This is a genomic window from Bartonella sp. AC130YNZD (assembly GCF_042196865.1).
GTDB lineage: Bacteria > Pseudomonadota > Alphaproteobacteria > Rhizobiales > Rhizobiaceae > Bartonella.
Map to the genome: position 1 here is coordinate 1 of NZ_JBHIQZ010000009.1, position 26,942 is coordinate 26,942.

Sequence of the window (26,942 nt, forward strand, 5' to 3'; positions counted from 1 at the left end):
ATGCGAGTTTCCATGTTTTATCTCCTTGAATATGCTGGAGATACAATGCCTTTTTGCTAATTATGTTCCAAAAGGGAATAGATATGCGCCAAAAGGAATAGGAAAGATCTAAAGTTAAGATCGAGATCATCATGGTGGGGCATTTTCTTTTGAAACTTTTGTTTAAAGCGCGTTCATAGAGAGTTTTTGTTGATCATAAAAAGGGGGGTGAAAACGACAAGGCATGCCTATAGGGCTTTATGAGGTCATTATAATATAGATGCTGTTTTGTTTATATTCTTTCATAAATTTGAATTTTTATCTCATGACAATGTTTTGGTTGATAAACATATGATAAGCGTTACGAATGGGAATATATTTATGTTTCATAAATAAAAGCACATTTTGTATAGAGAGCTTTTTCTTTGTGTTTTCGCTATTGTATTCTTTTGACAAATGCTTTTCTTTTTGATTGTATCAAAAAGTTTAAAGAGAGATCTTGTTAGGATATAAAATGTTTCGTTCAACTTTTTTTAAAAATCGTGAAATCTATGGACCTCTTTGTATTGGCTTTGATCCGAGCCATAAAGTTTTGCAATCGTGGAAACTAAGCTTTGATTATAAAGGTCTAAAAGATTTTTGTGATATTCTCTTAACAGCAGTTGTTGGTAAAGTGGGTATTATAAAGCCGCAAGTCGCATTTTTTGAATTATATGGTGTGGAAGGTCTTCAAGCTCTCAAAGAACTGATTGAAAATGCACACGAACAAGGCATATTGGTTCTGGCGGATGCAAAAAGGGGGGATATTGGCTCTACTGCTGAAGCCTATGGTAAGGCTTGGCTTGGTCCAAGTAGTGCGTTCAAGGTGGATGCCATGACAGTTAATCCTTTTTTGGGTTTTGATGCTCTTATTCCTCTGATAAAGGTTGCAGAAGAAACAGGAGCAGGGGTTTTTGTGGTTGTTCAGTCTTCTAATTCAGAGGGGAAACAAATACGAAATGCGCTTATTGGTGATCAGACACTCTCTCTTCATCTTGCACAGTGTATTTGTGATTATAATAGTCAGTCTTCGGTTATTCATCATAATATTGGCCCCATAGGTGCGGTTATAGGAGCGACATTAGGATCTGAATCAAAAGACACAATCGAGCAGTTAAAAAATAGTCTGTTTCTTGTTCCGGGTATTGGCGCTCAAGGTGGAACAATGACACAACTAGCAAATCAATTTCCACAAAGACTTTGGCAGAATGTTATTCCCTCTGTATCACGCTCTATTACAGATGCTGGACGAAATATTGTTGATTTAAAAAATGTTATCAATCATTTTGCAGAACAAGCGCAAAGCACACTGGTGTCTTGAGGATTTTTGCATCTGTAATAAATCTGAAGAATTCTGAAAGGGAGGGCTTTTGAGGGGGATGCTTCCGATTTATCCAGAATCAACAGTCGCTTTGAGGTTTCTTTCAACAAGCACAGATGTCTTTTCATTGAATGTTAAGCGGGCATTTCATGTTGAGCGGGGGGCTATGTTCCTATTGAAAATGCAAATATTTTCAAGAGATTGCCTTAAGGGTAAAGGTTTGCATCTTTTAAAAGCAAAAGCTTATGTATATTGTTACCAGTTTCCAGTTGATAAAGTTATTGCAGCGTTTGTTTCTATAAGATAGACACACATTATCGGTGAATATATATATATTGTTGTTAGAGAAAAATATGTTATCAAAACAAGAAAAAACCAAAGCCCGTTTACCCCGGGGTTTTGTTGATCGTACAAGTGCACAGTTGTATGCAACTGAAACAATGATTGAGCAAATTCGTGAAGTTTATGAACTTTATGGTTTTGAAGCACTGGAAACACCAATTTTTGAATATACAGATGTGCTGGGTAAGTTTTTACCGGATTCAGATCGTCCAAATGCGGGCGTTTTTTCGCTACAAGATGATGATGAGCAATGGATGTCTTTGCGTTATGATCTTACCGCGCCTCTTGCTCGTTATTTTGCCGAGAATTTTGAAGTTTTGCCAAAGCCTTATCGCAGTTATCGTCTTGGCTTTGTTTTTCGCAATGAAAAACCAGGTCCAGGGCGGTTTCGGCAATTTATGCAGTTTGATGCGGATATTGTTGGAACACCAACGGTAGCAGCTGATGCCGAAATTTGTATGATGGCAGCCGATAGTTTGGAAAAACTAGGGTTTCAGCATAATGAATATGCCATTCGTCTGAACAACCGAAAAATTCTCGATTGTGTTTTAGAGAAAATTGGTTTTTGGGGAAATGAGCAGGCTGAAAAGCGCTTAACTGTCTTAAGAGCAATTGATAAGCTGGATAAATTTGGTTCTGAAGGGGTGCGTTTGCTTTTGGGAAAAGGGCGTTTGGATGAAAGTGGTGACTTTACAAAAGGGGCGGAGCTTAAGGAAAAAGAGATTGAGTGTATTCTTACCTTAACTGCTGCTGGAGCTGAAACAGCAGAAGAAACGCTTGAGACTCTTAAAGAAGTGGTTGGTGATCATGTTCAAGGGCGTGAGGGAATTCGTGAGCTTGAGGAAATGCAAGCAATTTTTGCCGCAAATGGCTTTCAGAATCGTATCAAGATTGATCCATCGGTGGTGCGTGGACTGGATTATTATACAGGTCCTGTCTTTGAGGCTACGTTGCTGTTTGATGTTTTCAATGATGATGGGCAGAAAGTTGTTTTTGGCTCCGTTGGTGGTGGTGGGCGCTATGATGGATTGGTGGCACGCTTTCGTGGTGAAAACATTCCAGCAACAGGTTTTTCAATCGGGGTCTCACGCTTGATCGCTGCTTTGCAAAATCTTGGAAAGTTGCCTATGAAGGAGACAACAGGGCCGGTTGTGGTGCTGATGATGGATAAAGAGCCAGAGGCGGTTGCTGGTTATCAAAAAATGGTGATGCAGTTGCGTGGTGCGGGAATTCGTGCTGAGCTCTATTTGGGGGCATCGGGGATAAAAGCGCAGATGAAATATGCAGATCGACGCCAAGCGCCTTGTGTGGTTATCCAAGGCTCACAAGAACGTGAGAGCGGAAAAATACAGATTAAAGATTTGATTGAAGGGGCGCGTTTGTCTCATGAAATTAAGGATAATCAAACATGGCGTGAAAGTCGACCAGCACAAGTGACGGTTGATGAAGAACAATTGGTCAAAACAGTACAGGATATTTTAGCCGCCCAAAAATGATAATGGTAAAAGTCTTTATCGAAGTGATTGTTCGAAATATTTTGGAAATTTGAAATTCAATTTTTAAAATTTGTGCTTTGCTCGTTTATACGTGTTGGTGCACGCGTTCAAAAGCGGGGTTTTGAAGTGCGTGCGGCATAAAAGAGAGATTTTTTAAGAGATAAATAAGCGCTATTTGCTATAAAACGTGCCCTTCTGAGGATGCGATGATAATGCGTTAAAATGAGCAAAAAAAATTGTAACGAACAAAAACTCTGAGAAAATTAAAGGGTTTCACGTAACGCTTCTGCAAAAGTTTATAAAAATATTGACAAGTTCATATTGGCTTCATCTTTGAATTCTCATCTATGAGTATCAAATCCTTTGATGTTCTCTTCTTGGACATTACAAAATCTAGCCTTATTGCAAAAGGAGGGAGAACTAGAGCGTTTTATCCTAAAAGACTTTTTAAGCTTCAAAAAACAATGGAATGACTTAAATCGAACAATTTTTTACAGGAGCATGTTTGGATGAATTGTAAGCTGCCATGATGGTAACTTACTAATAATATGCATTTTTCATAAAGTCAATTCTTTAACGGAGAAATGAAAATGGTCCAATATGATTTTACTCTGCTCTATGAACGAAATCCCTTTATTCTTGAAAGACCTGAGAATATTGGAAAATCATTTAAACTTCCTCCTTCAAATTTCGGATTTGAAGATCTTCCTCAAATTACCTTTTCAGGCGCCTCGTCGTGTCGGCGTATGATTTTTGGGCTATCATTTAGTGGTATGAAAGCATTTTTTGTGATGTTGTGGCAGGTAGGGAAAATGTTAGATGAGGGGGATGATGTGGATTTATGGTTTGATCAGATAACATTGGATCATGATATTCTTGAAGAATTTTTGACTTGCGATCTTTCAATTCAAGAACCAGAATATCTTAATTTTGAAAGTTTTAAAGAAGGTATCAAAGAATTAGAAACAAATAAAATTGTAGCGAAGGGGACAAAAAAAGATTGTTATTTCATCAATCCAGATATTTTTGGTCTTCCTGAATGTGATGAAGATTTTGAGTTCGATGAAGAGGAAGAGATAGAAGCACACTTTACGGTAGAATACCCGAATAAACAACTCCTTTAACCGTTTTTCTCTTAGAGAAAAATAAAAGCTTAGAATAAATGGCTATGAGAACAGTAATGAGTCTGTTTATGGTATGTGAATTGGAATGTTTGCGGGATCTGTTTTGATTTAATATTCTCCATGAATGGTTCTTTATGCAGAGCAGTTTTTATACCATATTTGCTTCTTTTTATGAGACATAAGTTAATTTGAACTGTGCGCCTCTTCAAACAAATGTTTGATCTGTATTTTCTTTCTTGGTACTTTTGTGAACTTTGCAGTAATGATGTTCATAGCTCTTGTATTTTGGCGCGTTTACGAGAGGTATTTTTACTCTTTTTAATCGTTTATTCATATGCCAATCCCACTTGCTAATGAGCAAGAAAATAGTTTTAAGGGATTCAATATAAGAAGGGATAAAATGAGACACTCTTATGATATTCGGCTCCTCTCATTCAATATGCAAAATTATAAATTATCTTTATAAATCAAAGTATTGTTCAATACAAAGTTTTTCTCAGTATGAGAAATTTAGCATTGATCTTGCATATTTCATCAATACGTTAGTCCTTGATGTTTCTGAGAGAGTTTTGCATGAATTTGCGCATTTGGCAATTGCATCCTCATTTTTTGATAGCGTGCAACAGCTGTTAACTCTTTGATTTTTTAGCCCCACAACGGGTCCAGATTTTTCATCAGCAATTTTTCAAACTTTTTCAAAGCAGTTAAAACATAAAATATTTATTGAAAAAATTATTGCTGTAATCTTTTTTCACAGAAGGCGTACAATCAACTTATCGTGTCTGCTTTCACGAATGATGTTGCAAAAAGTAAACGACACAAATTCTCCTGCTCAGGAAATTTGTGTCGTAAAATTTTGTTTAAATAGACGATTGGGGGAATTAGCTTTTCAAGGCTTTTAAAACATGTTGTGGTGAAGAAACTTCGTAAGGATCTGTTGCACAATTATCTGAAAAACCTGCTTCTTCAAACCATTTCTCAACTACACCATCATTAATAACAGCTGCATAGCGCCATGATCGCATGCCGAAACCAACATTGTCTTTTGCAACCAGCATACCCATTTTGCGCGTGAATTCACCAGAGCCATCGGGAATTAATTTCACATTTTTGATATTTTGTGCTTTTCCCCAAGCATTCATGACAAAAGCATCATTGACGGAAAGACAATAAATTTCATCAATACCCGCTTGTTTAAATTCATCATAGAGTTTTTCAAAATCAGGCAGCTGAAAGGTTGAGCAAGTAGGGGTAAAAGCTCCAGGAAGAGAAAAAAGAATAACACGCTTTCCTTTAAAGTAAGCATCGCTGTTAACTTCTTGCCACCGATAAGGATTGTCTCCATCCACTGATTCATCGCGTACGCGTGTGTGGAATGTTACATTGGGAACTGTTTTTTTCATCATCATGATGCTCCTGTATTCTTTTACGAAAATTTTGTTTTAAAACAGCCTTCTTATTTAAAAACATATGGCAAAAAGCGTTTTAAATAAAAGGGCTTCTTTAAAAATTCTTACTTCTGGTGAGTGTGCAAATATTTCACACTTCCGTCAAGTAGAATTAATGGTCGACTTTGGATACTCTTCACCTTAAAATTATAGGAAAGAATATGAAGGATTGATATGACCATAAAGACAGTTTTGACTACGGCTTTTGAGGGGCAAAAACCGGGAACGTCTGGTTTACGCAAAAAAGTGTCTGTTTTTCAACAACCCCATTATGTAGAAAACTTTATACAGTCTCTTTTTAATAACATTGGGCCTCTTGAAGGAAAAATGTTGATTCTTGGGGGGGATGGGCGCACTTTTAATCGTACTATCCTTCAGATTGTGTTGAAGATGGCAGCGGCGCATGGTGTCTCTTGTGTTAAAATGGGAAGGGGCGGTATTCTTTCTACACCTGCTGTTTCGCATCTTATTCGTAAAACTCATGCCCATGGTGGACTTATTCTTTCTGCAAGCCATAATCCTGGTGGTCCAGAAGGAGATTGTGGTATTAAATATAATATTTCCAATGGGGGACCCGCTCCTAATTCTTTATGTGATGCTATTTTTGCAACATCGCAACGTCTTTCTTTTTATAAAATTCTTGAAGCACCAGATATTGATTTAGATAGGCAAGGTACGATCTTTATGGGAGCCATGCGGATTGATATTATTGATCCTGTCGCTGATTATGTTGCTTTGATGCAGGAGCTTTTTGATTTTGACTGTATTGCCAAGGCTGTTGCTCGAGGTCTTACTTTACGGTTTGATGCCATGCATGCGGTAACAGGGCCTTATGCCCATGAAATTTTTGAAAAATGCTTAGGATTTTCTGAAGGGACGGTGGTTAATGGTATTCCTTTGCCAGATTTTGGAGGCGGTCATCCAGATCCCAATTTGGTTTATGCCAAGGCTCTTTATGATTTATTGATGTCAGAGCAAGGACCAGATCTTGGCGCAGCCTCTGATGGTGATGGAGATCGTAACCTCATTATTGGTCGTCAACAATTTGTCTCGCCTTCGGATTCTTTGGCTATTATGGCTGAACATGCACACCTCATTAAAGGATATCGGAAAGGCGTGGTGGGGATAGCACGTTCTATGCCGACGGGGCGTGCTGCTGATCTGGTTGCGGAAAAAAAAGGACTAAACTTTTTTGAAACGCCAACGGGATGGAAGTTTTTTGGAACCCTTTTGGATGCGGGAAAAGTAACCTTTTGTGGTGAAGAAAGCTTTGGAACGGGCTCTCATCACATCCGCGAAAAAGATGGTTTATGGGCTGTATTATTTTGGTTAAATCTTTTAGCGGTAACAGAAAAAACTGTCGCACAAATTGTTCAACAGCATTGGCACACCTATGGGCGTTTTTACACGTTACGGCATGATTATGAAGAAGTCGAAGCAGACAAAGCTTTGGAAATTATAGAGCATTTGCGTGCGCACTTACCACATGCAGGAACTGAAATTGCTGGATTTTTCGTCAAAAAAGCAGATGATTTTACATATCATGATCCCGTTGATCAGAGCGTTAGTACGCAGCAAGGTATCCGTATTTTTTTCGAGAATGGCGCACGGTTGGTGGTTCGTTTGTCCGGAACAGGGACGCTAGGTGCTACTTTACGGCTTTATTTTGAACAATATGAAAGTGATCCGCGCAAACACAATTTTAATCCGCAAGACGTTCTTAAACCTTTGCAACAGGTGGCATTAAAACTGTTAAACATACAACAAGCATTGGGGAGAGATCACCCTGATATTATCACTTAAGATCATTGGAATGTTTTTTTGTAAAGGTATGATGATTGATCACATGGGTGTGATTTTATGTGCATAAGGGAGATCTTCCATTTTCAAGCTCTCTTTGTTTTTTCCTCTCTTACATATCAATCGGATTCCTAAAACTGCCGGATTCTTAAAACTAAATGCTGTAGGAAATTATAATCGAGTATAATCGGAGCATTTATGTCCAATGGGTTTGCTCAATGGCTTGATAGAAATTTTTGTTTAATAGGGGAATGTTTCTCATACAAAACAAAATACGATCATTGTTGCACATTTCATATGTTTGTTTTAAAGAATCTTCTCTCTCAAGACACTAAAAACGCATCTTATGCGTGTTGCTTTGAAAGGGATAACCGTCCCTTCATTGAGCAGCACCATTTTTACGCTTATGAGAGAGTAAGACGGCACTATTATTCACTTTGCCCGCTTTCAATGTTGGCTCTTATATTTGAGAGTATTTAGTATTTTGGATAATCGTTTTACACGGCTTTTCCTACTTGTAACATGCAAAAGGTTTTGGTTGTTTCAATGTAAAAGGGGTTGAGAGAATCTCAGCTTATTTATCGGCTCTCATTCAATATACAAAACCATTGACTATGATCATAAATCAGTCTGTTCTCTAACATTATGACTGTTATCTTTACTTAAATAAAAGGTTAAGTTGGGGACATCATTTTCTTGTTTCTCAATGCTGCAATAGTTTTTAGCTCTTTGAGAACGTTTTATTCAGAGATGTTCCTTTTCTAATTGTTTTTTTATCCATTCGTTAATTGCATTGGTGATGTATAAGAAAATGATTTTGATTAATTTATTAGAAAGAATGAAATGCGTAAATTTTATGATATGCGGGGACTCATTTGAGTTGTATAATGATCAATCATTTTTATAAACCCATGTATGGTATGTGATGAGGGCATTCATAAACACTGTTGACAGATGAGGATTGAAACAAAGGGAAACATTTTTCTAAAATAATGGACAATAAGCACTTCTTGCTTTATGACCAGTCATAATGAATGATTTTTCTTTTAATAAGGGGAATTTATGACCCAATATCCCAAATGTCCTCGTTGTGATTGTCTTTATACTTATGAAGATGGTGAAAATTTTGTGTGTCCTGAATGCGCACATGAATGGCCACAAAAAAACGATGATACGGTTCTTGTCAATACTGTTTATGATGCCAATGGTCAGATTTTAACAAACGGAGATACCGTTATGGTGATAAAAGATCTGAAAGTAAAAGGCGCTTCATCTGTTTTAAAAGGGGGGACGAAGGTAAAGAATATTCGCTTGGTGGATGGGGATCATAATATCGATTGCAAAATTCCAGGGATTGGTCAGATGAGTTTAAAGTCGGAGTTTGTGAAAAAAGTTTAGGCATTTATTTTCTTGCAATTGTTTTTGCATTTCATTGGTTTCCTATTTTTACATTCTTCTCTAATTGGGCATATTTTTCTCCAATGGGCTTCTTTTGTTTCATAGATTACACCAATCAGATAGAAGCAATATGTTTTCCTTTATTGCAAAGCCATGTATCGCAGAGAAATAGCGACTCTTTCTTTTCTTTTAATATGCGGTTATGAGGGGACTGGATATTGACTCACAAGCAACAATAAAAGTATGCGCTTTATGAGAAGAACAACGCCGTAAAGTAGACAAACTTATTCCTGCTGAATTGAAAAAATATTCTTTCTTTTTTATCAGATAATTTCTCAAACAACCATAATAGATCTGGCTTCGATGTATTTATTTTTTATGGATAGTTACACCTTTTTCGTCATATTTATGGAAATGAGATTGAAAATGATAGGGGGGAATTCTTGATTTTAAGAATGGAAAAAGGACGCTATGATCTTGACAAGGTCGTACAGTCATTCATTTTCCAGCTCTTAGTTCTGCAACAGTCTCTTATAAAAGTGTGCATAAGCGCTATTAAAAATAGTTTTTGTTATTATCCAGTTTGTGCTGTGTAAGCGGACGATTTTTATTGGTGCAACATAAACAGAATTGAAATAAGAAGAATGTCAGAATTTTCATTCAAGTTGCAAAATGTGATCTTTGTCAACTTTCTTCTACAACATATTGATTTATAATAATAAATTAGCATTATTTATATTGAGTTAGAACCCCGAATAACGTGGGATTCTCTCATTTCAAATCTGTTCCATGTTAAATCAATTAAAATCACTTGCTTGCATACCACAAGCGGGGCTGGCGTGTGGGTAAAAACTGTACAAGAAAGGATTAAAAATGACTCTTATGAATCGTCTTAAGTGCCAAGGGCTATCGCAACATTGGGGGCTGGCAGATATGATGATGGTGCCGGCTTGCTACAAGAAGTATTTTGCGTGATTTGTCGTTTGGAGAGCTGAGAAAGATGAAGCAAATGGGCACACTATCTTGCAATGTTTTCTTTTTTGGGGGGCTTTTTTGTAACGAGGTCGTGTTTTCTTGATTAAAATTGCATGACAAGATTATGAGATAAAATAAATTTAAAATGTACGCTCATGCGTTGTACTTCTGTGTACGTAAATTGGTTTGTTGAAACAACGTATGTTTTCTAAAGGGAGCTTTGAAAGCTTTTTAAGGTATATGTGGAGGTGAAAGGTGAGTGAAGGTATCATTATTGGACAGATTTTTTTAACAGTACTCTATTTTTATGGCTGCATAGCTTACTTCTAAAATTTCAGGAATAAAATGACGTAAGATCTTTACATTCCATGTTTGAGCGCTGTTGAAGAGGGGCAATCGGTGTGGTTATTTTACCTATTGAGGTTAATATTTATTGTGGCATGGCTTCAACGCCTAAAACTTCAGGGATAAAATGACGTAAAAGATTTTCAATACCATGTTTGAGAGTTGCCGTTGAAGAGGGACATCCAGCGCAGGAGCCGCGCATATTGAGATAAACAATACCATTTTCAAATCCGCGAAAAGTAATATCTCCACCATCATTGGCAACTGCGGGGCGGATACGCGTTTCAAGGAGCTCTTTAATGGTTAAGACAATATCAGCATCTTTTTCGTCATAAAATTCTTCGTTAAGGGCATGGGTTTGTGCTTGTCTTGTAGCGTTGGTGGTGATCACTGGCTCATTGGATAGAAAATGTTCCATAATTGTGCCTAAAATGACGGGCTTGAGATGTTGCCATTCTCCTTCTTTTTTGCTTACGGTGATAAAATCATAGCCTAAAAAAACACCATTGATATTGGGAATATTAAACAGTTTAGCCGCCAAAGGTGAGTTTTTAGCTGCTTCTTCACGGTCACGAAATTCTAATACGCCCTCAGAAAGAACCACGCGTCCTGGCAAGAATTTAAGAGTTGCAGGGTTTGGGGTGGTTTCAGTTTGAATAAACATAGATTCTCCTTTTATAATGAAGGCTTGGGAAGATCTTACATTGTAGAATATTATATTTTTTAGGCAATAGATCTAATATCTTCATCGGCAAGATTGCTAGGAATAACAATGACAGGGATTGAAAAAGCTGTTCCTTTATTCCCGATTAATTGAACAAGGGGTCCTGGTCCTTCTGTATGTCCACTGGCTGCTAAAACAATTAGTGCAATCCTTTTATCTTCGTCGACCAGTTTGGAAATCTCATCAATTTTTTTTCCTTCACGCACCACTATTTCTGTTTCAAGCGCATGGGTGGTGCGGACTTCACTGGCAATGTCTCCTAATATTTTATGAGCACTTTGCTTTGATTCTGTACGCATAACGTTGTTTACACCCAGAAAATGTTGAAATTCTACACTATCAACGACACAAAGTAATACCAATGTTCTACTGGTATTTTGGGCATGCTGTGCGGCAAACGCAACGGCACGCCGACACTCTGGTGTTTCATCGATAATAACTAAGTTTTTTTTCTTTGGTTCTTTTTTCGGATTTTGGGGTTTGGAAATCATGCACTTTCTCTATTTTGTACAAACGATTTTTTTGCTCTCTACAGTTTTTAGTTTTATTATTTTTATGTATTGTGCAAAAATCCAATAATTTCACGAATTTTTTTCATATTTTCTTCTGCGAGCATACTAGCACGTTTAGCGCCATCATGCAAAACAGAGTCGATATAACCGCTTTCTTGATGAAGGCGACGTAATTCTTCTGTTATAGGGGCAAGCTTATGGACAACAAGGTCGGCTAGAGCTGTTTTAAAATGGGAAAATTGTTGACCAGAAAATTCTAAAAGAATCTTTTCTTTGCTAACTTTGGCAAAGGCGGCATAAATACCAAGCAGGTTATCTACTTCTGGTCGTTCTTTTAAAGCGGCTAGGGTATCGGGAAGTGGGGCCGAATCCGTTTTGGCTTTGCGTATTTTTTTTGCGATAAGATCAGCGTCATCGGTCAAATTAATGCGTGAAAAATCTGAAGGATCTGATTTTGACATTTTTTTTGTCCCATCGCGCAAAGACATAACGCGTGTGGCTGTTGTTCCAATAAGCGCCTCTGGGAGGGGAAAAAAGCCTTGTCTTTTTTCTTCATCTGTTTGCATAGAGATACCAAAATTTAATTCGGCAATACGCTGTGCATAGTCGTTGTTAAATTTTTGTGCAATATCGCGTGTGAGTTCAACATGCTGTTTTTGATCTTCGCCTACTGGAACATGCGTTGCACGATAGACTAAAATATCAGCAGCCATCAAAGTGGGATAGGCAAAAAGCCCGATGGATGCTTTTTCGCGATCTTTTCCCGCTTTATCTTTAAATTGTGTCATGCGTTGAAGCCAGCCGATACGGGCAACACAATTAAAAATCCAGGCGAGTTCAGCATGTTGAAAAACACGTGATTGGTTAAAAATAATGTGTTTTTGAGGATCGATACCGGCGGCTAAAAAAGCTGCTGTCACTGTTCTGGTGGATTCGCGTAAAGTAAGGGGATCTGGGTTGACTGTGAGCGCATGCATATCCACAACACAATAGAGGCAGTGATGAGAGTTTTGCAGTTCAACCCAACGCTGAATGGCTCCAAGATAATTGCCAAGATGTAAATGACCACTCGGTTGTACGCCGGAAAAGACAAGTGGTGTGAAGGTATCCATAGGAGTGCTCTTTCTTCAATTAAGGTTATTCATTTTATTGTTTTTGACAAAGTATAGATATTATGAGCGTTTTTTCAAATTTTTAAGCGTGTGAAAAAAGGAACGGGTGCTGAATAAAAAATAGGCACTAAAATAGATCAAAAATATGCCAATCATGATCCCAGCTAAGGTGATCGCGCGCAAGAAAAATGATGCTTGTGAGGATAAAGGAAAAGACAAAAAAACAAACACATTCAATCCGTAATAGAGGGCTAGTGCACTCAAAAGAGTTGCCATCATGAGACATAATATTCGCTTTATCAGTTGGAAGTCGTATTTCCAATAACCGCGTTTGATAAGGATACTCCACAGCAAAAGGGTGTTGGCCCATCCAGAGGTAATTTCAGCAATAACAATGCCTCGTGCAGATAGAATAGGAAATAATGTTAAGGCGAGACTGATATTGATGAAAACGCAAATACCTGTAAAAATCATCGGTGTTTTGGTATCTTCATGGGCAAAAAAATTAGGAATAAAGACCTTAATAAGAACAAAAGCTGGAAGTCCTAGTCCATAAAGCTCCAATAATTGTGCAACATGGTGTGTTGATTGACTGGTAAATTGTCCTCGTTCAAAGAGCAAACTGACAATGGGAGTGGAGAGCAGCAAAAAAGCGATGGATGCTGGAAGTGTTAACAACAATGTTAATTCAATAGAGCGATTTTGTAAATGGTGGGTTTTTTTATGCTTTTTGCTCCGCAAAGCGCGTGTTAACTCTGGTAAAAGAACGGTTGCAACGGCAATGGCGATTACGCCTAAAGGCAATTGATAAAGACGATCAGCATACATCAAAGAAGAGACAGCACCCGATTGACTAGAAGCAATGTTGGTATTAATAAGCAAATTAATTTGCGTGATGCCACCTGTGATGGCTGCTGGGAATGCTAAAGTTAATAGCTTACGAACATTAGGACTTAAATGGGGCTGGCGGAAGGAAATTTTCATTCCACTTTGACGCAAAGCAAGGGCAATTAAGGTGAGCTGAAGAAGCCCTGCTGCCAATACACCCCAAGAGAGATTTAAGCCAATATGCCAAGCGTCAAGTTTATAGATCCAAGCATAGGCAAGCACACCAATCAAAATAATGTTTAAAAAGAGTGGGGCAATGGCGGCAATAAAATAGCGTCGCAGCGCATTAAGCATGCCCCCCATCATGGCAGCAAGCGACATGCAGGTTAAATAGGGAAACATGATTGCAGTAAAGTGAATTGTAGCGTTAAATTTTGTTGCATCTTCGGTAAAACCTGGGGCAATAATGGTTCGTACCAAAAAAGGCATACTCAGTTCCATCGCAATCGTTAACAGTAAGAGCAGCGAAAAGAGAACGCCAAAGACTTCTTCTGCAAATTTGCATGCCGTTTCGTGACCTTCTTCAGTGATTTTTTTTGCAAAAAGAGGAATGAAAGCAGCGTTAAAGGCACCTTCAGCAAAAAAACGACGAAATGTGTTGGGAAAACGAAAAGCAGCGTTAAAGGCATCAGAAACAGGACCTGTCCCTAGGGCCGCGGCCATAAGCATTTCGCGTACGAAGCCAAAAATACGGCTCATGAGGGTTCCGGAAGCAACTGTTGCAATTTTTTTAATCAATGTCATAAAGATATATCAGCTTTGTTGTAAAAGAGAAGCGATGACAGGAGAAATAAAGCGTTTTAAATCGTAAAAATCTGATCTCTATCCTAATCAAGGATACTTTTTGAAAGCGTTTTACGACGGCGTTTATCTTTCTGTCAACAATGGTGCTTGAAGACTTTTTTATGCTCCTTGTTTACTGTTGCATTAAAATTTTTATTGTTGCCATAAAATAATTAAAATTTCTTTTTCAAACTGAAATATGCGAGTGATATTATAACAGTTTGAAGGGATATGTAGGGATATATAATGATAATTTCTCTTTATGGTGTGATGTCGTGAATAGTGCAACCCAATACCGTCCTGTTTTATGTGAGGGGTGTGACCCTATTAAAGAACGCAAATAAAATAAAAGCGTGGAGCAATACGCAATTTCCATTATTTATTCATTATTAAAAAAAACAGCGCTTTAGATGTTTTAAAAAGTCGTAAGGCTGAGCTAAAAGGTGATGGTAAAGCTGGTGATTTATTTTTATCTTTACGGCTTTATATTCTCCCCAAATTTGGCTGCCTTTTCGTTTTAGAGATTACATAAACAAGAGGATAGGAAGACATGATCTTTCAACAGCATTTTTCCTGTTCAGGTTTCTTTTCACAGTTGATGAGGATAAAATCTGAGGAAATAAGATCAATTTGTTCTCTCATGGTTTCCATTCTCGTTGAGGTGCAATTGATTTGCCGATGAAGGCAGAGGGGGGGTAAAGGCTATCATTTTTACCAGAGGGGGCAAAAAAGTTAAAGTTTATAAACCTTTTAGATATTCATTGCCATTTCTTTTGTGTGCTCCGTTTTGTGAGGTTGAATATTTTCTTGTCTTTTGGGACTCTGATTGACGATTTCTGTCATTTTTTGCACTTTAATTGCTTCTTTATCAAGGGTGTTGGAACATTTTTTTTCATTATTTTTCTTTATAGATTGATGCTGGATAGATTGATACTGGTTTGGTGCTAAGCGCTCATCGAATTTATGGTTATAAAAATACATGGGTTGTATATGCGGTTCTATCTCTTTTATCTGCTTGACTATTTCCATAATCTCTTTTGCTTTGATGGTTGATGTGCCAAGACTCTTCGCAAGTCTTTCAGGATTATTTTCTTTTATAACTTCATGCTCGTTTGAAGATAAGCGCTCATTGATTTTTTTGATATAAGTCCTTATCTCTCCCCTTAATTCAGGAGAGTTTGATAAAGTTTCTTGCTGTTGTGCTTTTGACAAGGAAAGGAGATTTTTCATCCAAGCCTTAGGCATTTCTACCGACTGTTCACACCGCCTTTGTTTTACATGATGGGTATGGAGAATGTCTCTTTCTGTTTGTTTAGAAATATTGATATAACGATCAATGGCTCTACAGAGGGGCAAAATATTTTCTTCAGCATGGGTGCGCGCGTTGTTTTTTATGCCAAATACATTGCTACCAGAAAGCTTAGAAATCGATTGGGGAGAGGTGGTAATTTGATAGGTGAGTTGTTCTCCTTCAGTATGACTTTTATGGATCATCTCAATTCTTTCCCGCAAAATATGACGATTGCCATAAATGATTTGGCACAAAGTTTCTATTTCTTTTCTTCTTGCTTGAATGGATGCGTTGTTTTTTATCCTTGTGGCAATTTCATTGTTGGTAAGAGGGGCTATTGTTTGTGCGGGGATAAGCACTTCTTGCTGGTTTTGAATTTTTGGTGCTGTAAAGGAGAGGGCGTCACCGATTTTTAATGTCTGTATTTGCTCTAGGGTGAGATCTTTTTTATTTCCCAAGATGAAAATTCCGTTAGCATCAAGCATAAAGCCATTGGGTCCACTGCCTCTGTAAAAGCCTTTATAGGTATGACCTTCTTTTGCTGTTATAATAAGATGATGATGAATACTCTCAAGCCCGATATGTTTCATACTGTCCATGAATTCTTTTAAAATAAGTATTTTTTCTGGATTTGAAATATCTTCAAGCAGATGTTTCATTTCTTCTTTATCGTTATGTTTTAGCGATGCAATACTGGCAAGATTCATACGTTTTTCTGTTACAAGAGAAAAGTCGAGTGTGTGGCCAGCAACTTGCCCAAGTTTTTCAAAAAACATTCGTTGCGTGCGTCCATTGCCTTCTCTGAAAGGATGTGTATAGTTGAGCTGTATCAACATTTCAGTGACATGTTCAACAAATGTTTCGCGGGTTAAGCCTTTTAAACTATTCGTTTCAGCAAGTATTTTATCTAAATTTTCTAGACCCTCCTGTATCTGTTTTGCTGAGGCAAAAGAAATACCAGCTTTTTTCATCATTGGCATATAAGCAACGGTACCATCTTCAAATGTAAATGGTTTTTCGCGTGTTTGTCCGGCCCATTCAAAAGTATTTTTAAATAGGGTATGATGAATATATTGGAGATATGTGGAGGTTAGTTTTTGTGGTGGCGCTTCTTGGCGCAGATGAATGATTGCTTTTGTTGTATCATGGGCACATTGCACTTTTAATTTTCCATAGTCTTTTATTCCATATTTATTCTTTAAGGTGATACTATTGGGGTAAAAGAAATTACGGTGTATTGTCTTATTTTCTTCGGTTTCGGGCGGTGAGGATAATTTCTCCTGTAAGGTGAGAGGGATGGTGTCCGTTTTTCTTGCACCAGTATCCCAGTATGCCATTGCTTTTTTTGGGGGCTGTTTTGTTCTTTCTTGATGATCAGAGCGTGTTTCCTTTGTCATTTTGACAGATATTGGATTATTTGTCGCTGTATTACTGCTCTGTAAAATGTTTTTTTGAAAATCTTTTTGCATTTGCCTCATAGCGGAAGCCGATTGAGCAATTGGTTGTGCCATTTGTTCTTTTTCTTGTTCTTGCAAACTTTGGGGCATAACTTCAACGCTGTCATGTAAAGCATGAGGGGCAATCCATGGTGAAAAATGGGCTTGTTCTTTTTTCTTTGTTTGAATGGATGCGTTGTCTTTGCTCTTTTCAGTTATTTCATCGTTTTTAAGAGTGGCTCTTTTTTCTTCTGGAAGCAATGTTTTTTGCTGGGTTTTTTCTGGGTTTTGAACTTTTGGTGCTGTAAAGGAGAGGGCATCACCGATTTTTAATGTCTGTATTTGCTCTGGGGTGAGATCTTTTTTATTTCCCAAGATGAAAATCCCGTTGGCATCAAGCATGAAGCCATTGGGTCCACTGCCTCTATAGGTACCATGATAGGTTTCTCCTTCTTTTGCAACGACAGCGAGATGATAATTTTTTTCATCCAATCCAAGCTCTCTCATAGAGTTGGTGAATTCTCGTAAGAGGAGCAATTTTTCTGGATTTGAGATATCTTCAAGCAGATGCTTCATAGGCTCTGGGTTGCCATGTTCCATGGCAGCGGCCCGGACAAAGTCTTTACGTTTTTTGCTCACAAGAGAAAAGTCTAGCTCATGTCCTGCTGCTTGAGAGAGCTTTTCAACAAACAGTCTCTTTGTGCGCCTATTGCCCTCTCTGAAAGGATGCACGTGGTGCAAATCTATCATTATACCAGCTGCTTGTTCAACGAATTCTTCGCGCGTTAAGCCTTGTAAATTATTCTTTTCAGCAAGCGTTTTATCTAACTTTTCTAGTCCCTCCTGTATTTTTCTGCCAATCGCAAAAGGTTTTGTAAATTCTTTTCTTTTCAAAATGGGCATAGAAGCAACAGTGCCGTCTTCAAATGTAAAAGGCTCTTCGCGTGTTTGTCCGGCCCATTCAAATGCACGGGAAAAGAGGCGTTGATGAAGGTATTTTAGATAAGAGGCATCAAACTGCTCTGGTAGAGGTTCTTGGTGCAGTTTTATCATTTCTTTTTTTACATCATTAGAACAGCGTTCTTTTAATATTTCTTTATCTTTGATGCGGTATTTATTTTTAAGCACTTTGCTATTGGGGTAGAAAAAGTTTTGCGCTTCTTCATTGATTTGCTTTGAAATGGCTGCATTAATTACAGAGTGTTGTTCTTGCAATTCTTCCTGTGTAGAGGAGGCACAATGTTCTGTGTTTTCTTTCATGCATATTTCCTTTCAAATGGTAACATTATTTTTTGAATTTTTTTTGTTTACATTTTTTGCCTTATGTTATTTTCATAGTGTTTTCTTCAAAGAAGAATGCCTATTTGAATGATTGAAAAAATTGACCTTATTCGCATGGAACCAAGTTAATCATGGAACAAAGTTAAAGTTTGTAATTTTTATAAAGTATTATCGTGAAATTTTATCAATGAATTCTGTAAAATAATGGGGTGTCTTATTCAAAATTTTCTGTATTTCATACACCGTCTTTGGTGCAATCTTGGCAAGATAATTGCACCAAAGTTTTGGATGAAAAGCCAACGATGATTAGACTGTCACGACAAAGCCATTGCTTTTGATGTTTCGGCTCTGTGCGGTCGAATAGGCGATTTCTCTTCTTGCCTAGATGTTTCTGCAACTTCTTGAAGTTGCTTTGCTGTTGAGCATTCAGGTAGCTTCGGGGACTGCGATAAGCTTTGCTGCTGTTGCAACTTTTTATCGAGATCGGTAGGTGGTTGATGACGTTTTTGTTGTTCTTCCTGATGGTTTTGCACAATGCCTTCTCTTAACTGTTTTACAGTTTCAGCATAATCCTTAATGGCGGTACAAAGAGTAGGAAGATTTTCTTCAGCAGCTTTGCGTGCTCCATTTTTTATGCCAAGGACTTGTCTACCAGCAAGCGGAGAAACAGATGTACAATCCTTTTCAATTTGAAATACAAGCTCTTCTCCCATCTCTGGAATTTTTTGCATATCTTCTATTCTATATTGCAAAATAAATGGATCCTTATAAACAATTTGGCACCAATATTGGATCTCTCTTTGACCATATTGAACCGATGGATCTTTTTGAACTCTGCGGGCAATTTCCTCATTTGAGAGAGGCTTTATTTTCTTTTCTGAATTGAGCGGATTTTGTAAATGTTGATTTGTTAGCTCTTCCTCTTGTGCTTGTCGCTGATGTTGTTGTTCCGTGTGAGAACCTTGTAAAATATTTTCACTTTTTGTATATTTTGAAGTATACACATAACCGTTAATGGCAGCACATAGGGTGGGAAGAGCTTCTTCAGCTTGTTTGCGCGCATGATTTTTTATGCCAAGAACTTTTCTACCAGCAAGCTTAGAAATAGACTTAGGCTGTTCTGTAACATCCCATAAGAGTTGTTCTCCCATATCAGGGTTTTCTTTAATTTCTGCTATTTTTTCTTCTAAAATAAGTCGGTCGCCATAAACCTTTTTGCACAAAAATCGTATCTCTTCTTGATATGCTACGAGCAATAGCTCTCTTTCCATTGTATTAATAGATGGTTTTTGTTCGTGAGACGGTTTTGGTTGTTCAATTGCTGTGTGTGGAGAGGCAGGCTTTTGGACGACAGTATCGCTTTGTTTTCTGTTTTCCATACGGTGCGGTTTTCTTGAAGGCGGGACGGCATATGTTCCACTGTCTTGTGATGATGAACTGCTTTGCTGCCTGACTTTCATATGTGATAGTGTTTTGGGTCTAACACTTGGTTCGTGTGTTTCAGGATTTTGGATTTTTGTGCCATTTTGTACTCTTTCTCTCATGCGTGGGGGAAGGGGCGGAGCAGGCGTTGCATAGAGATGTTCTCCCTCTTGAGCTGTTGTTTTGTTTTGTTGCTTATCTTTTGCGCGTGGAGGTCTTTGTGGAGCTGCTTTTGTGTGCGGAGAGGAGTTTTCTTGGATTTTTGAGTTGTAGATTGTTGTGCCGGTTTGTGTTTTTTCTCTCATGCGTGGAGGAGGGGGTGGAGCCACTTTTGTCTGTAGGAAGGGGGACTCTTGAACTGTTTGTTTATGTTGTTGCCTCTCTTTTGCACGTGGAGGTCTTTGTGGAGCTGCTTTTGTGTGCGGAGAGGAGTTTTCTTGGATTTTTGAGTTGTAGATTGTTGTGCCGGTTTGTGTTTTTTCTCTCATGCGTGGAGGAGGGGGTGGAGCCACTTTTGTCTGTAGGAAGGGGGACTCTTGAACTGTTTGTTTATGTTGTTGCCTCTCTTTTGCACGCGGAGGTTTTGGTGGAGCTGCTTTTTTTTGTGGGGGAGGCGTCTCTTGGTTTTTGGCGTTAGGAGACATTGTGTTGGTTTGCACTGAGCTTTTCATACGAGGGGGTGGTGGTGGAGCAACTTTTGGGTGGGGGGATAAATTTTCTGGGCGTTTTTCTACAGTTGCTTTTGGCAAACTTTGAGAAACTTGGGAAGGAGGGGTTCTGGTAGGGGATTGTTCAGCCTGTTGTTGAAATTTTTCCATCATTTCGGTGATAAAAGGGGAGGGATTTCTTTTTTTCATACATGTTCCTTTCAAACTCTTCCAATATTGTTTTTAAATACTATTTAAAAATGTACGTTGGTTTTTATTCTGTTTTATGCTTTTTCATTTGCTTTTATGAGAGAGGATATGAAACTGAATGGTCTCGCACGATTTGACTCTTATGGTTCAGATCATAATCATTCTCTAAAGATTATTTTCTCAGTGTGTGGGTTAAGGGACAGAAAAATAAATTTTGTTTCAATTTTTCTCTCTTTCTTGGCGCAAACACCTCTTTCCTGTGTTGCGCCAAGACGTTAGATTCAACGTGAAAACTTATGTCTGTTTAGCTGGCAAAAGCCATCGCTTTTGGGGCGGCAGTTTTGCGAGGACGAACATCTGTTTCTCTTTGTTGTCCAAGGGGTGTTGCTCCTTCATGCGTTACTATTGAAGGCTCAGGGCGTTGAGCAGACTGTGAGACGCTTTGTTGTTGATGCAAATTTTGCGCTCTGTCAGAAGGTGCTTCATTGTGTTCTTGTTTTGCCTGCTGAGTTTTTGAAAGGCTCTCTCTTACTTGTGTTACAGCTGTTGCATAATTGTCAGCGGCGTCAATGAGGTGAGAAAGACCCGCTTCAGCATGTCTGCGTGCTTTATTTTTAAAGCCACAAAAGTTATGACCAGCGTACTTGTGAAAAGATTGAGGATTTCCGACAAGTTGCTGTGCGAGTGCTTCTATTGTTTCAGGGTTTTGGAAAAGCTCTTCTGTTTGTGATTGCAAAATGTTTTCGTTCCCAAAAACAACTTTACACCAATATTGGATTTGGGCGAGGTGTCTTTTGACTTTTGAATGTTGTTGAATTTGGGTAGAAATTTCTGTCTCTGAAAGAGTTTCTTTTTCACGATGATCTGGTTTTTGCAGAAGTTTAGCGACGGCTTCCTTCCCCATGAAGCGTTCATAGTTTTTGAGTTCTTGCTCTGGAGATTGTACGAGGCTCTCTCTTGCCTGTTTTACAGCTTCTGTATAACAATCAACGGTGACACTGAGAGCGGAATAACTCTCTTCCGCGTGTCTACGTACTCGACTTTTGAAGCCCAACGCGCTGGTGCCGGAAAGTTTAGCAAAACTTTCAGGATATGCTGCCATGCGCCATGAGAGCTCTTCTCCTGCAGCGGGGTTTCTTTGAATTTCCTGCATTTTTTCTTGCAAAATGTTTGGGTTACCATAGGCACTTGCGGATAAACGTTGGATTTCCTCTTGATAGGTTCGAACCAATGAATGGTGTGGAAGCAATAGAATGATTTCTTCCTCTGAGATAACTCTTGTTGTTCTTTGGGTAACTTGTGAAGTAACTGTTGAGTGTGTCGTTTCAGGTTTTTGCTGCCTTTTGGTAGAGCTGCCTCTTGTTAACGAAGCTGTTGGATTTGTTGATGCATGTACAGTTTCTTCGCTTAAAAGAGATTGTCTTTCCTCATCTTCTTCCGGTATGGATGACAGTCTTTTGCTTTTTGAAGGTGTTTCTTTAGGAAGGGGGGCTGCGCCTGAGACCTCTGCCGCCGCTTGTTCATAGAGCTTTATAAGTTCTTGTATTGAAGAGGATGGAAAAGGATGAGGGTGTTTTTTTTTCATGCATGTTTCCTTTCAAAAATTGTTTTAGAAAACCTCTTTGGTGCATTCTTGCCTTTTATGCTTGGATCGCTTTGAGACAAAAAAAATATCGAGCTGAATGAGCTTCCAAAGATCTGCGCTATTTGCAATCAGCTTAATGGACATTTGTGTCTTTTATACAGTTTTTTTGTGAAATATTATCAATAAGTTATCAATAGTTATCGTGAATTACAGGCGCCATTTTTAGGACTATTTTTTGTAACATTCTAAAACAATTCTTGGCGCAATCGCGATGAAACAATTTGCACCAAGAAACTCACTGAAAAAAAGATTACATGAAAAACAAAAACTATCTGTTTTTATGTTTATGCCCCTTTACATGGCATAAGAAAATCCTTTTTCTCCTTGTCTTTGTCTTTGAGGGCTGTGCTCTGAACTATTTTGTTCTTGTCCTCTTTCGTGATGACGATGATGATGATGGTGTCTCTCAACTTGCTGAGAATTTTCTTGATGGCGTTTTTGTTCCGCTAGAGGGGTTTGCGATAGTCTTGTTGCTGCGTCTTGTACAGCCTTTGTATAACCATCAACGGCATCAACGAGCGATCTAAAACCGTCTTCAGCTTCTTTGCGTGCTTGACTTTTTATGCCAAGTGTGGAGCGGCCAGCGAGCTTATGCATAGATTCAGGATTTTCAGCAAGTTGATTTGAAAGGTCTTTTCCTTTAGTGGGATCTGTAAGTATTCCTTGCAAGTGCTGCTGGAAAATCGTATCATCGCCATAAACAATTTTACTCCAGTGTATGACTTCTTCTGCATGTGCTTGGACGTGTGGATTTTTTAAAAGCATGACACTTATTTGATCAGCTGTGAGGGAAGATGAAGGCTTTCCTCTTTGGTACGGAGCAACCGTTGTATAGTCGGTTTCAGGATCTTCTGTCCTTTGATCTTTACCTCTTGAAGAAGCAGTAACGCTGCTAACTGATGCGTATAGAACATCAGTTTCATGTTTTGCAGAAGCAACCGTTGTATAGTCGGTTTCAGGATCTTCTGTCTTTTGATGTTTACCTCTTGAAGGAGAAACACTGCTAACAGTTGTGTATAGAACTTCCTCTTCTGGGGTTGGTCCACGCTGGTTTCCTCTGGTTGGTTTATTAATTTTTGCATAGAGGGCTTCTGGATTTGCAGAAGGATGTGGATGATGTTTTTTCATACATATTTCCTTTCAATATTTTTAGAAAACCTCTTTGGTGCATTCCCCACTTTTAGTTTTGATAACTTTGATATAAAGGAAGATATCCAACCGAATGACCTCCAAAGATTCTGCGCTATTCAATATTGATATGTAATGAACATTTATGTCTTTTATACAGTTTTTTTATGAAATTTTATCAATAAGTTACAATAAATTACAGGATCCACTTTTAGAACTATTTTTTGTAATATTTTAAAACAACTCTTGGCGCAATCGCTATGAAACGATTTGCGCCAAGAAACTCACTGAAAAAAAGATTACATGAAAAACAAAAACTATCTGTTTTTACGTTTATGTCCACTTACATGGCAAAAGCCATTCCTTTTTCTCCATGTCTTTGTTGTTGTGGGCTGTACTCTGGACTATTTTGTTCTTGTCCTCTTGCGTGATGATGATGATGGTGGTGTCTGTGTTCTGCTTCTCTTTCTGGATTTTCTTGTTTTTGACCTCTTTCTCTTTCCTGTTCATGTGTAAACTGTTTATGGAGCTTTTGTGCCGTATGTATATGCCTCTCAAGAGCTGAACAAAGGTGGGGAAACTCATCTTCAGCTTCTCTACGGCTTGGAGATTTTACACCAAGTATTTTGTGACCTGCAAGCTTACCAGCGCTTTGAGGATTTTCTGCAAGGTCCCATAAGATTTGTTCTGCATTTTGAGGATCGTCAAGGATCTTCGCAAGTGGTCCATTTAAAGCATGTTCTTTTCCATAAACAACTTTGCATCGCTCTTGGATTTCTCTTACACCATATTGAAAGCTTGTGTTTTGTAAAAGCCTTGTTGTAACCACATCTTTTGGGGTTCTGGGAGGGGAGATTCTATTTCCGCCAACGCCTAGATAGATGGGATTTTCTAGTTGTTCAGACTCTTGCCCGCCTTCAGCTCCCATGCCAACCGTTGTATAGACAGATTCGAGTGGTCTTTGGGGAGAGTGCCTACCATTTTCACCAACTTCAAGCTCTGCATAGAGATGTTCTGGTTCTTGGGGATGTCCTCCACCCTGTGCACCTCCGCCAATTGTGTCGTAGGGTGTTTGCCAACCTTGCGCCGCCAAATCCGTTATTGAATAGGGGTTTACGAGTTTGTCGGTGCGTCGCCCATCACTCGGTCTCCCACCAAGTCTGTCATAGGGATTTTCTAGTGGCTTTTTGGGAGCAAAGACCGTTTCTGGTGGTTGTTGAAGTGTATATTGTTGTGGGTTGCGCTGTTCTTTGGGTGGTTTGTTAACCTTTGCGTAGAGGTCTCCTACATTAGAAGCTCCTAGATTTTGTTGTTCAAGTGGCTTTTGGGGAGCATAGATCGTTTCTGGTGGTTGTTGAAGTGTATATTGTTGTGAATTGCGCTGTTCTTTGGGTGGTTTGTTAACCTTTGCGTAGAGGTCTCCTACATTAGAAGCTCCTAGATTTTGTTGTTCAAGTGGCTTTTGGGGAGCATAGATCGTTTCTGGTGGTTGTTGAAGTGTATATTGTTGTGAATTGCGCTGTTCTTTGGGTGGTTTGTTAACCTTTGCGTAGAGGTCTCCTATATTAGAAGCTCCTAGATTTTGTTGTTCAAATTGTCGTCTTAGTTCCTCTACATTGGTAGAAGGAGTTGGGTGACTTTTTTTCATGGCTGTTTCCTTTCAATATTTTTAGAAAACCTCTTTGGCGCATTCCCCACTTTTTTGATATTTTTTAGGACAAAAGAAGAATATCAAACTGAATGGTCTCCAAAGACTTCACGCTATTCATATTGATATGTAATGGACATTTATGTCTTTTATACAGTTTTTTTATGAAATATTATCAATAAGTTATAGTAAATTATAGGATTCATTTTTAGGACTATCTTTTGTAACATTTTAAAACAATTGGTGGCGTAATGGAGATAAAATGATTGGTATAAAGAGTTCTGTTGGAAGGCAAAAGTTCACGCGTTTTTAGCCGGTAAGAGCCAGCGATGAGGAACGACTAACTTTCAAGCTGCGAGCTTGACATTGTGCTTCTTGGGTGTTCTTTACAGTATTCGCAATTTCTTTTGCTTTGCTTTCCGATGTCCCAAGGAGGCAAGCTAGTCTGGTATAATCTTTTTCTTGTATGGCTTTACGATCTTCTGAGGATAGACGATTGTGTAGTTGTCGTGAAAAGGTATGGAGTTCTTGTCGCAGTGAACGAGAATGCAATAAAGCTTCCCTTTGTTGTTCTTCTGGTAAGGCAAAAAGGTTTTGTAAATTTTTTCCAGGTTTTTCGACAGTGTGGTTTAGGCGATTTTGTTCTCTTTGGTGTTGCTCTAGAATTGCATCTTTTGTTTGTTGTGTTATTGCGCCATAATTTTTAAGGGCTTGGCTGAGTTGTGGAACAGCCTGTTCGGCTTGTCTGCGATTTGAACTTTTCATGCCAAGTATTTTACTCCCAGCAAATTTAGAAATTGATTGAGGGTTTTGTAAAGTTTCATCGGCAAACTGATTTCCTAAGTCTGGAGCTGCCGTTATGATATCTAATGTTGTTTTTAAGGCGTGGGTTTTACCATAAACAGTCTTTGATAAATTTTCGATTTCTTTTCGGCTCCCTTCAACATAAGCGTCATTTGAAATCCTTTCAAATAACTCTTCATGGGTAAGAGGGGCTAAAGTTTCTTTTGGGATCAGTGTTTCTTTTAAGCTTTGAACGTTGGTTTTTTGAAAGCAGAGGCAGGCACCGTTTTGTAATGTTTTGACGAGTTCTGGGGTGAGATCATCTTTGTGTCCGACGACGAAAGCCCCTTCTATTTCCATGACAAAACCTTCTGCTGAAAAACCTCTAAAGACGCCTTCATAGGTTACATCTTCCTTTGCTGAAACAACAACACGATCGTTAATTTCATCCAGTCCAGCGTTTCTCATTTGGGAGATGAATTCTTTTAAAACAAGGGATTTTTGCGGATGGGTGATATCTTCAAAAAGATCTTTCATCGGTTGGGGATTGCCATATTGCATGGCTTCAATACAAGCTACTGTCATGCGTTCTTTTGTGATGAAAGAAAAGTCAATGGTATGCCCTGCTGCTTGTCCAAGTTTTTCCATAAACATTCGATTGACGCGCCCATTCCCTTTTCTAAAAGGATGTGCGTGCTCTAGCGCCATAAAAACTTCAGCGGCACTTTCAGCAAATTCTTGGCGCGATAAACCTTTTAAATTGTTCTTCTGGTTCAGTATTTTTTCGAGTTGTGTGAGTTTTTTTTTAATCTGTGGACCGATAGCAAAAGGAACTTCATAACCTTTGGGACGCATCGCTGGCATATGGGCAGTGGTGCCATCTTCAAATGTAAAGGATGTATCGCGGGTGTGGCCCGCCCATTCAAAAGTTTCGTGGAAGAGGCTCCAGTGGATTAGTTTTAGATAGGAAGCATCAAATTTTTGTGGGGATGGTTCATGGCGAAAATTGACGGCTGCTTTAGTGACATCATGGGTACTGCGTTGATACAGTTTTTTAGGGTCTTTGATGCCATATTTATTTTTGAGTGTTTTGGTTCCTTTATATAGATAATTTTGCTCTAACATGTAATCTCTCCTAAGTAGGTAGGGTGGTGGTTGATGAGCG

The 26,942-nt window shown here is 38.6% G+C and carries 16 protein-coding genes and 1 pseudogene; 6 read left to right on the forward strand and 11 right to left on the reverse strand.

Annotated elements, in window-relative coordinates; translation table 11 throughout:
• Positions 1-493: 493 nt before the first annotated feature.
• From pyrF to ACFINU_RS05140, 3 genes are all read left to right on the forward strand, one after another.
• Positions 494-1,339 (forward strand): orotidine-5'-phosphate decarboxylase, encoded by an 846-nt coding sequence (gene pyrF, locus ACFINU_RS05130; RefSeq protein WP_375618300.1) that lies wholly within the window; start codon positions 494-496, stop codon positions 1,337-1,339.
• 353 nt (positions 1,340-1,692) lie between these two features.
• Positions 1,693-3,177, forward strand: a complete 1,485-nt coding sequence (gene hisS, locus ACFINU_RS05135) for a histidine--tRNA ligase (RefSeq protein WP_375618299.1) — start codon at positions 1,693-1,695, stop codon at positions 3,175-3,177.
• Between the two features lie 590 nt (positions 3,178-3,767).
• The gene (locus tag ACFINU_RS05140; protein ID WP_375618298.1) at positions 3,768-4,301 is read left to right on the forward strand and encodes a replication protein; all 534 of its coding nucleotides are present in this window, start codon (positions 3,768-3,770) and stop codon (positions 4,299-4,301) included.
• 881 nt (positions 4,302-5,182) lie between these two features.
• Here the strand turns inward: ACFINU_RS05140 and ACFINU_RS05145 are convergent.
• Positions 5,183-5,707 carry a peroxiredoxin gene (locus tag ACFINU_RS05145; protein WP_375618301.1) on the reverse strand — a complete coding sequence of 175 codons (525 nt, stop codon included), beginning with the start codon at positions 5,705-5,707 and terminating at the stop codon, positions 5,183-5,185.
• 216 nt (positions 5,708-5,923) lie between these two features.
• Between ACFINU_RS05145 and ACFINU_RS05150 the strand changes: the two genes are divergently transcribed.
• Positions 5,924-7,552 carry an alpha-D-glucose phosphate-specific phosphoglucomutase gene (locus tag ACFINU_RS05150; protein ID WP_375618297.1) on the forward strand — a complete coding sequence of 543 codons (1,629 nt, stop codon included), beginning with the start codon at positions 5,924-5,926 and terminating at the stop codon, positions 7,550-7,552.
• Between the two features lie 1,059 nt (positions 7,553-8,611).
• Positions 8,612-8,947 (forward strand): zinc ribbon domain-containing protein YjdM, encoded by a 336-nt coding sequence (locus ACFINU_RS05155; protein ID WP_375618296.1) that lies wholly within the window; start codon positions 8,612-8,614, stop codon positions 8,945-8,947.
• A gap of 1,405 nt (positions 8,948-10,352) precedes the next feature.
• Here ACFINU_RS05155 and ACFINU_RS05160 read toward each other — a convergent pair.
• From ACFINU_RS05160 to murJ, 4 genes are all read right to left on the reverse strand, one after another.
• Positions 10,353-10,931 carry a NifU family protein gene (locus ACFINU_RS05160; RefSeq protein ID WP_375618295.1) on the reverse strand — a complete coding sequence of 193 codons (579 nt, stop codon included), beginning with the start codon at positions 10,929-10,931 and terminating at the stop codon, positions 10,353-10,355.
• Between the two features lie 59 nt (positions 10,932-10,990).
• Positions 10,991-11,482, reverse strand: coding sequence for a universal stress protein (locus tag ACFINU_RS05165; RefSeq protein ID WP_375618294.1), 492 nt, complete (start codon positions 11,480-11,482; stop codon positions 10,991-10,993).
• Between the two features lie 62 nt (positions 11,483-11,544).
• Positions 11,545-12,615 carry a tryptophan--tRNA ligase gene (gene trpS, locus ACFINU_RS05170; protein ID WP_375618293.1) on the reverse strand — a complete coding sequence of 357 codons (1,071 nt, stop codon included), beginning with the start codon at positions 12,613-12,615 and terminating at the stop codon, positions 11,545-11,547.
• A gap of 60 nt (positions 12,616-12,675) precedes the next feature.
• Positions 12,676-14,247, reverse strand: coding sequence for a murein biosynthesis integral membrane protein MurJ (gene murJ / locus ACFINU_RS05175; RefSeq protein WP_375618292.1), 1,572 nt, complete (start codon positions 14,245-14,247; stop codon positions 12,676-12,678).
• A gap of 323 nt (positions 14,248-14,570) precedes the next feature.
• Between murJ and ACFINU_RS05180 the strand changes: the two are divergent.
• Positions 14,571-14,815, forward strand: a pseudogene (locus ACFINU_RS05180) (integrase); the annotation flags it as partial.
• A 221-nt stretch (positions 14,816-15,036) separates the two neighbouring features.
• On the opposite strand, the gene ACFINU_RS05185 reads toward ACFINU_RS05180, so the two are convergent.
• The 6 genes from ACFINU_RS05185 to ACFINU_RS05210 all read right to left on the reverse strand — a co-directional run bounded on the left by ACFINU_RS05185 (position 15,037) and on the right by ACFINU_RS05210 (position 26,902).
• Positions 15,037-18,273 carry a BID domain-containing T4SS effector gene (locus ACFINU_RS05185; protein WP_375618291.1) on the reverse strand — a complete coding sequence of 1,079 codons (3,237 nt, stop codon included), beginning with the start codon at positions 18,271-18,273 and terminating at the stop codon, positions 15,037-15,039.
• A 335-nt stretch (positions 18,274-18,608) separates the two neighbouring features.
• On the reverse strand, positions 18,609-20,573 hold the full coding sequence (locus tag ACFINU_RS05190; protein ID WP_375667424.1) for a BID domain-containing T4SS effector: 1,965 nt from the start codon (positions 20,571-20,573) through the stop codon (positions 18,609-18,611).
• 304 nt (positions 20,574-20,877) lie between these two features.
• Positions 20,878-22,158 carry a BID domain-containing T4SS effector gene (locus ACFINU_RS05195; protein WP_375618289.1) on the reverse strand — a complete coding sequence of 427 codons (1,281 nt, stop codon included), beginning with the start codon at positions 22,156-22,158 and terminating at the stop codon, positions 20,878-20,880.
• A 354-nt stretch (positions 22,159-22,512) separates the two neighbouring features.
• On the reverse strand, positions 22,513-23,346 hold the full coding sequence (locus ACFINU_RS05200) for a BID domain-containing T4SS effector (RefSeq protein ID WP_375618288.1): 834 nt from the start codon (positions 23,344-23,346) through the stop codon (positions 22,513-22,515).
• Between the two features lie 343 nt (positions 23,347-23,689).
• The gene (locus tag ACFINU_RS05205; protein ID WP_375667427.1) at positions 23,690-24,994 is read right to left on the reverse strand and encodes a BID domain-containing T4SS effector; all 1,305 of its coding nucleotides are present in this window, start codon (positions 24,992-24,994) and stop codon (positions 23,690-23,692) included.
• Positions 24,995-25,303: 309 nt separating this feature from the next.
• Positions 25,304-26,902 (reverse strand): BID domain-containing T4SS effector, encoded by a 1,599-nt coding sequence (locus ACFINU_RS05210; RefSeq protein WP_375618286.1) that lies wholly within the window; start codon positions 26,900-26,902, stop codon positions 25,304-25,306.
• Positions 26,903-26,942: the final 40 nt, after the last annotated feature.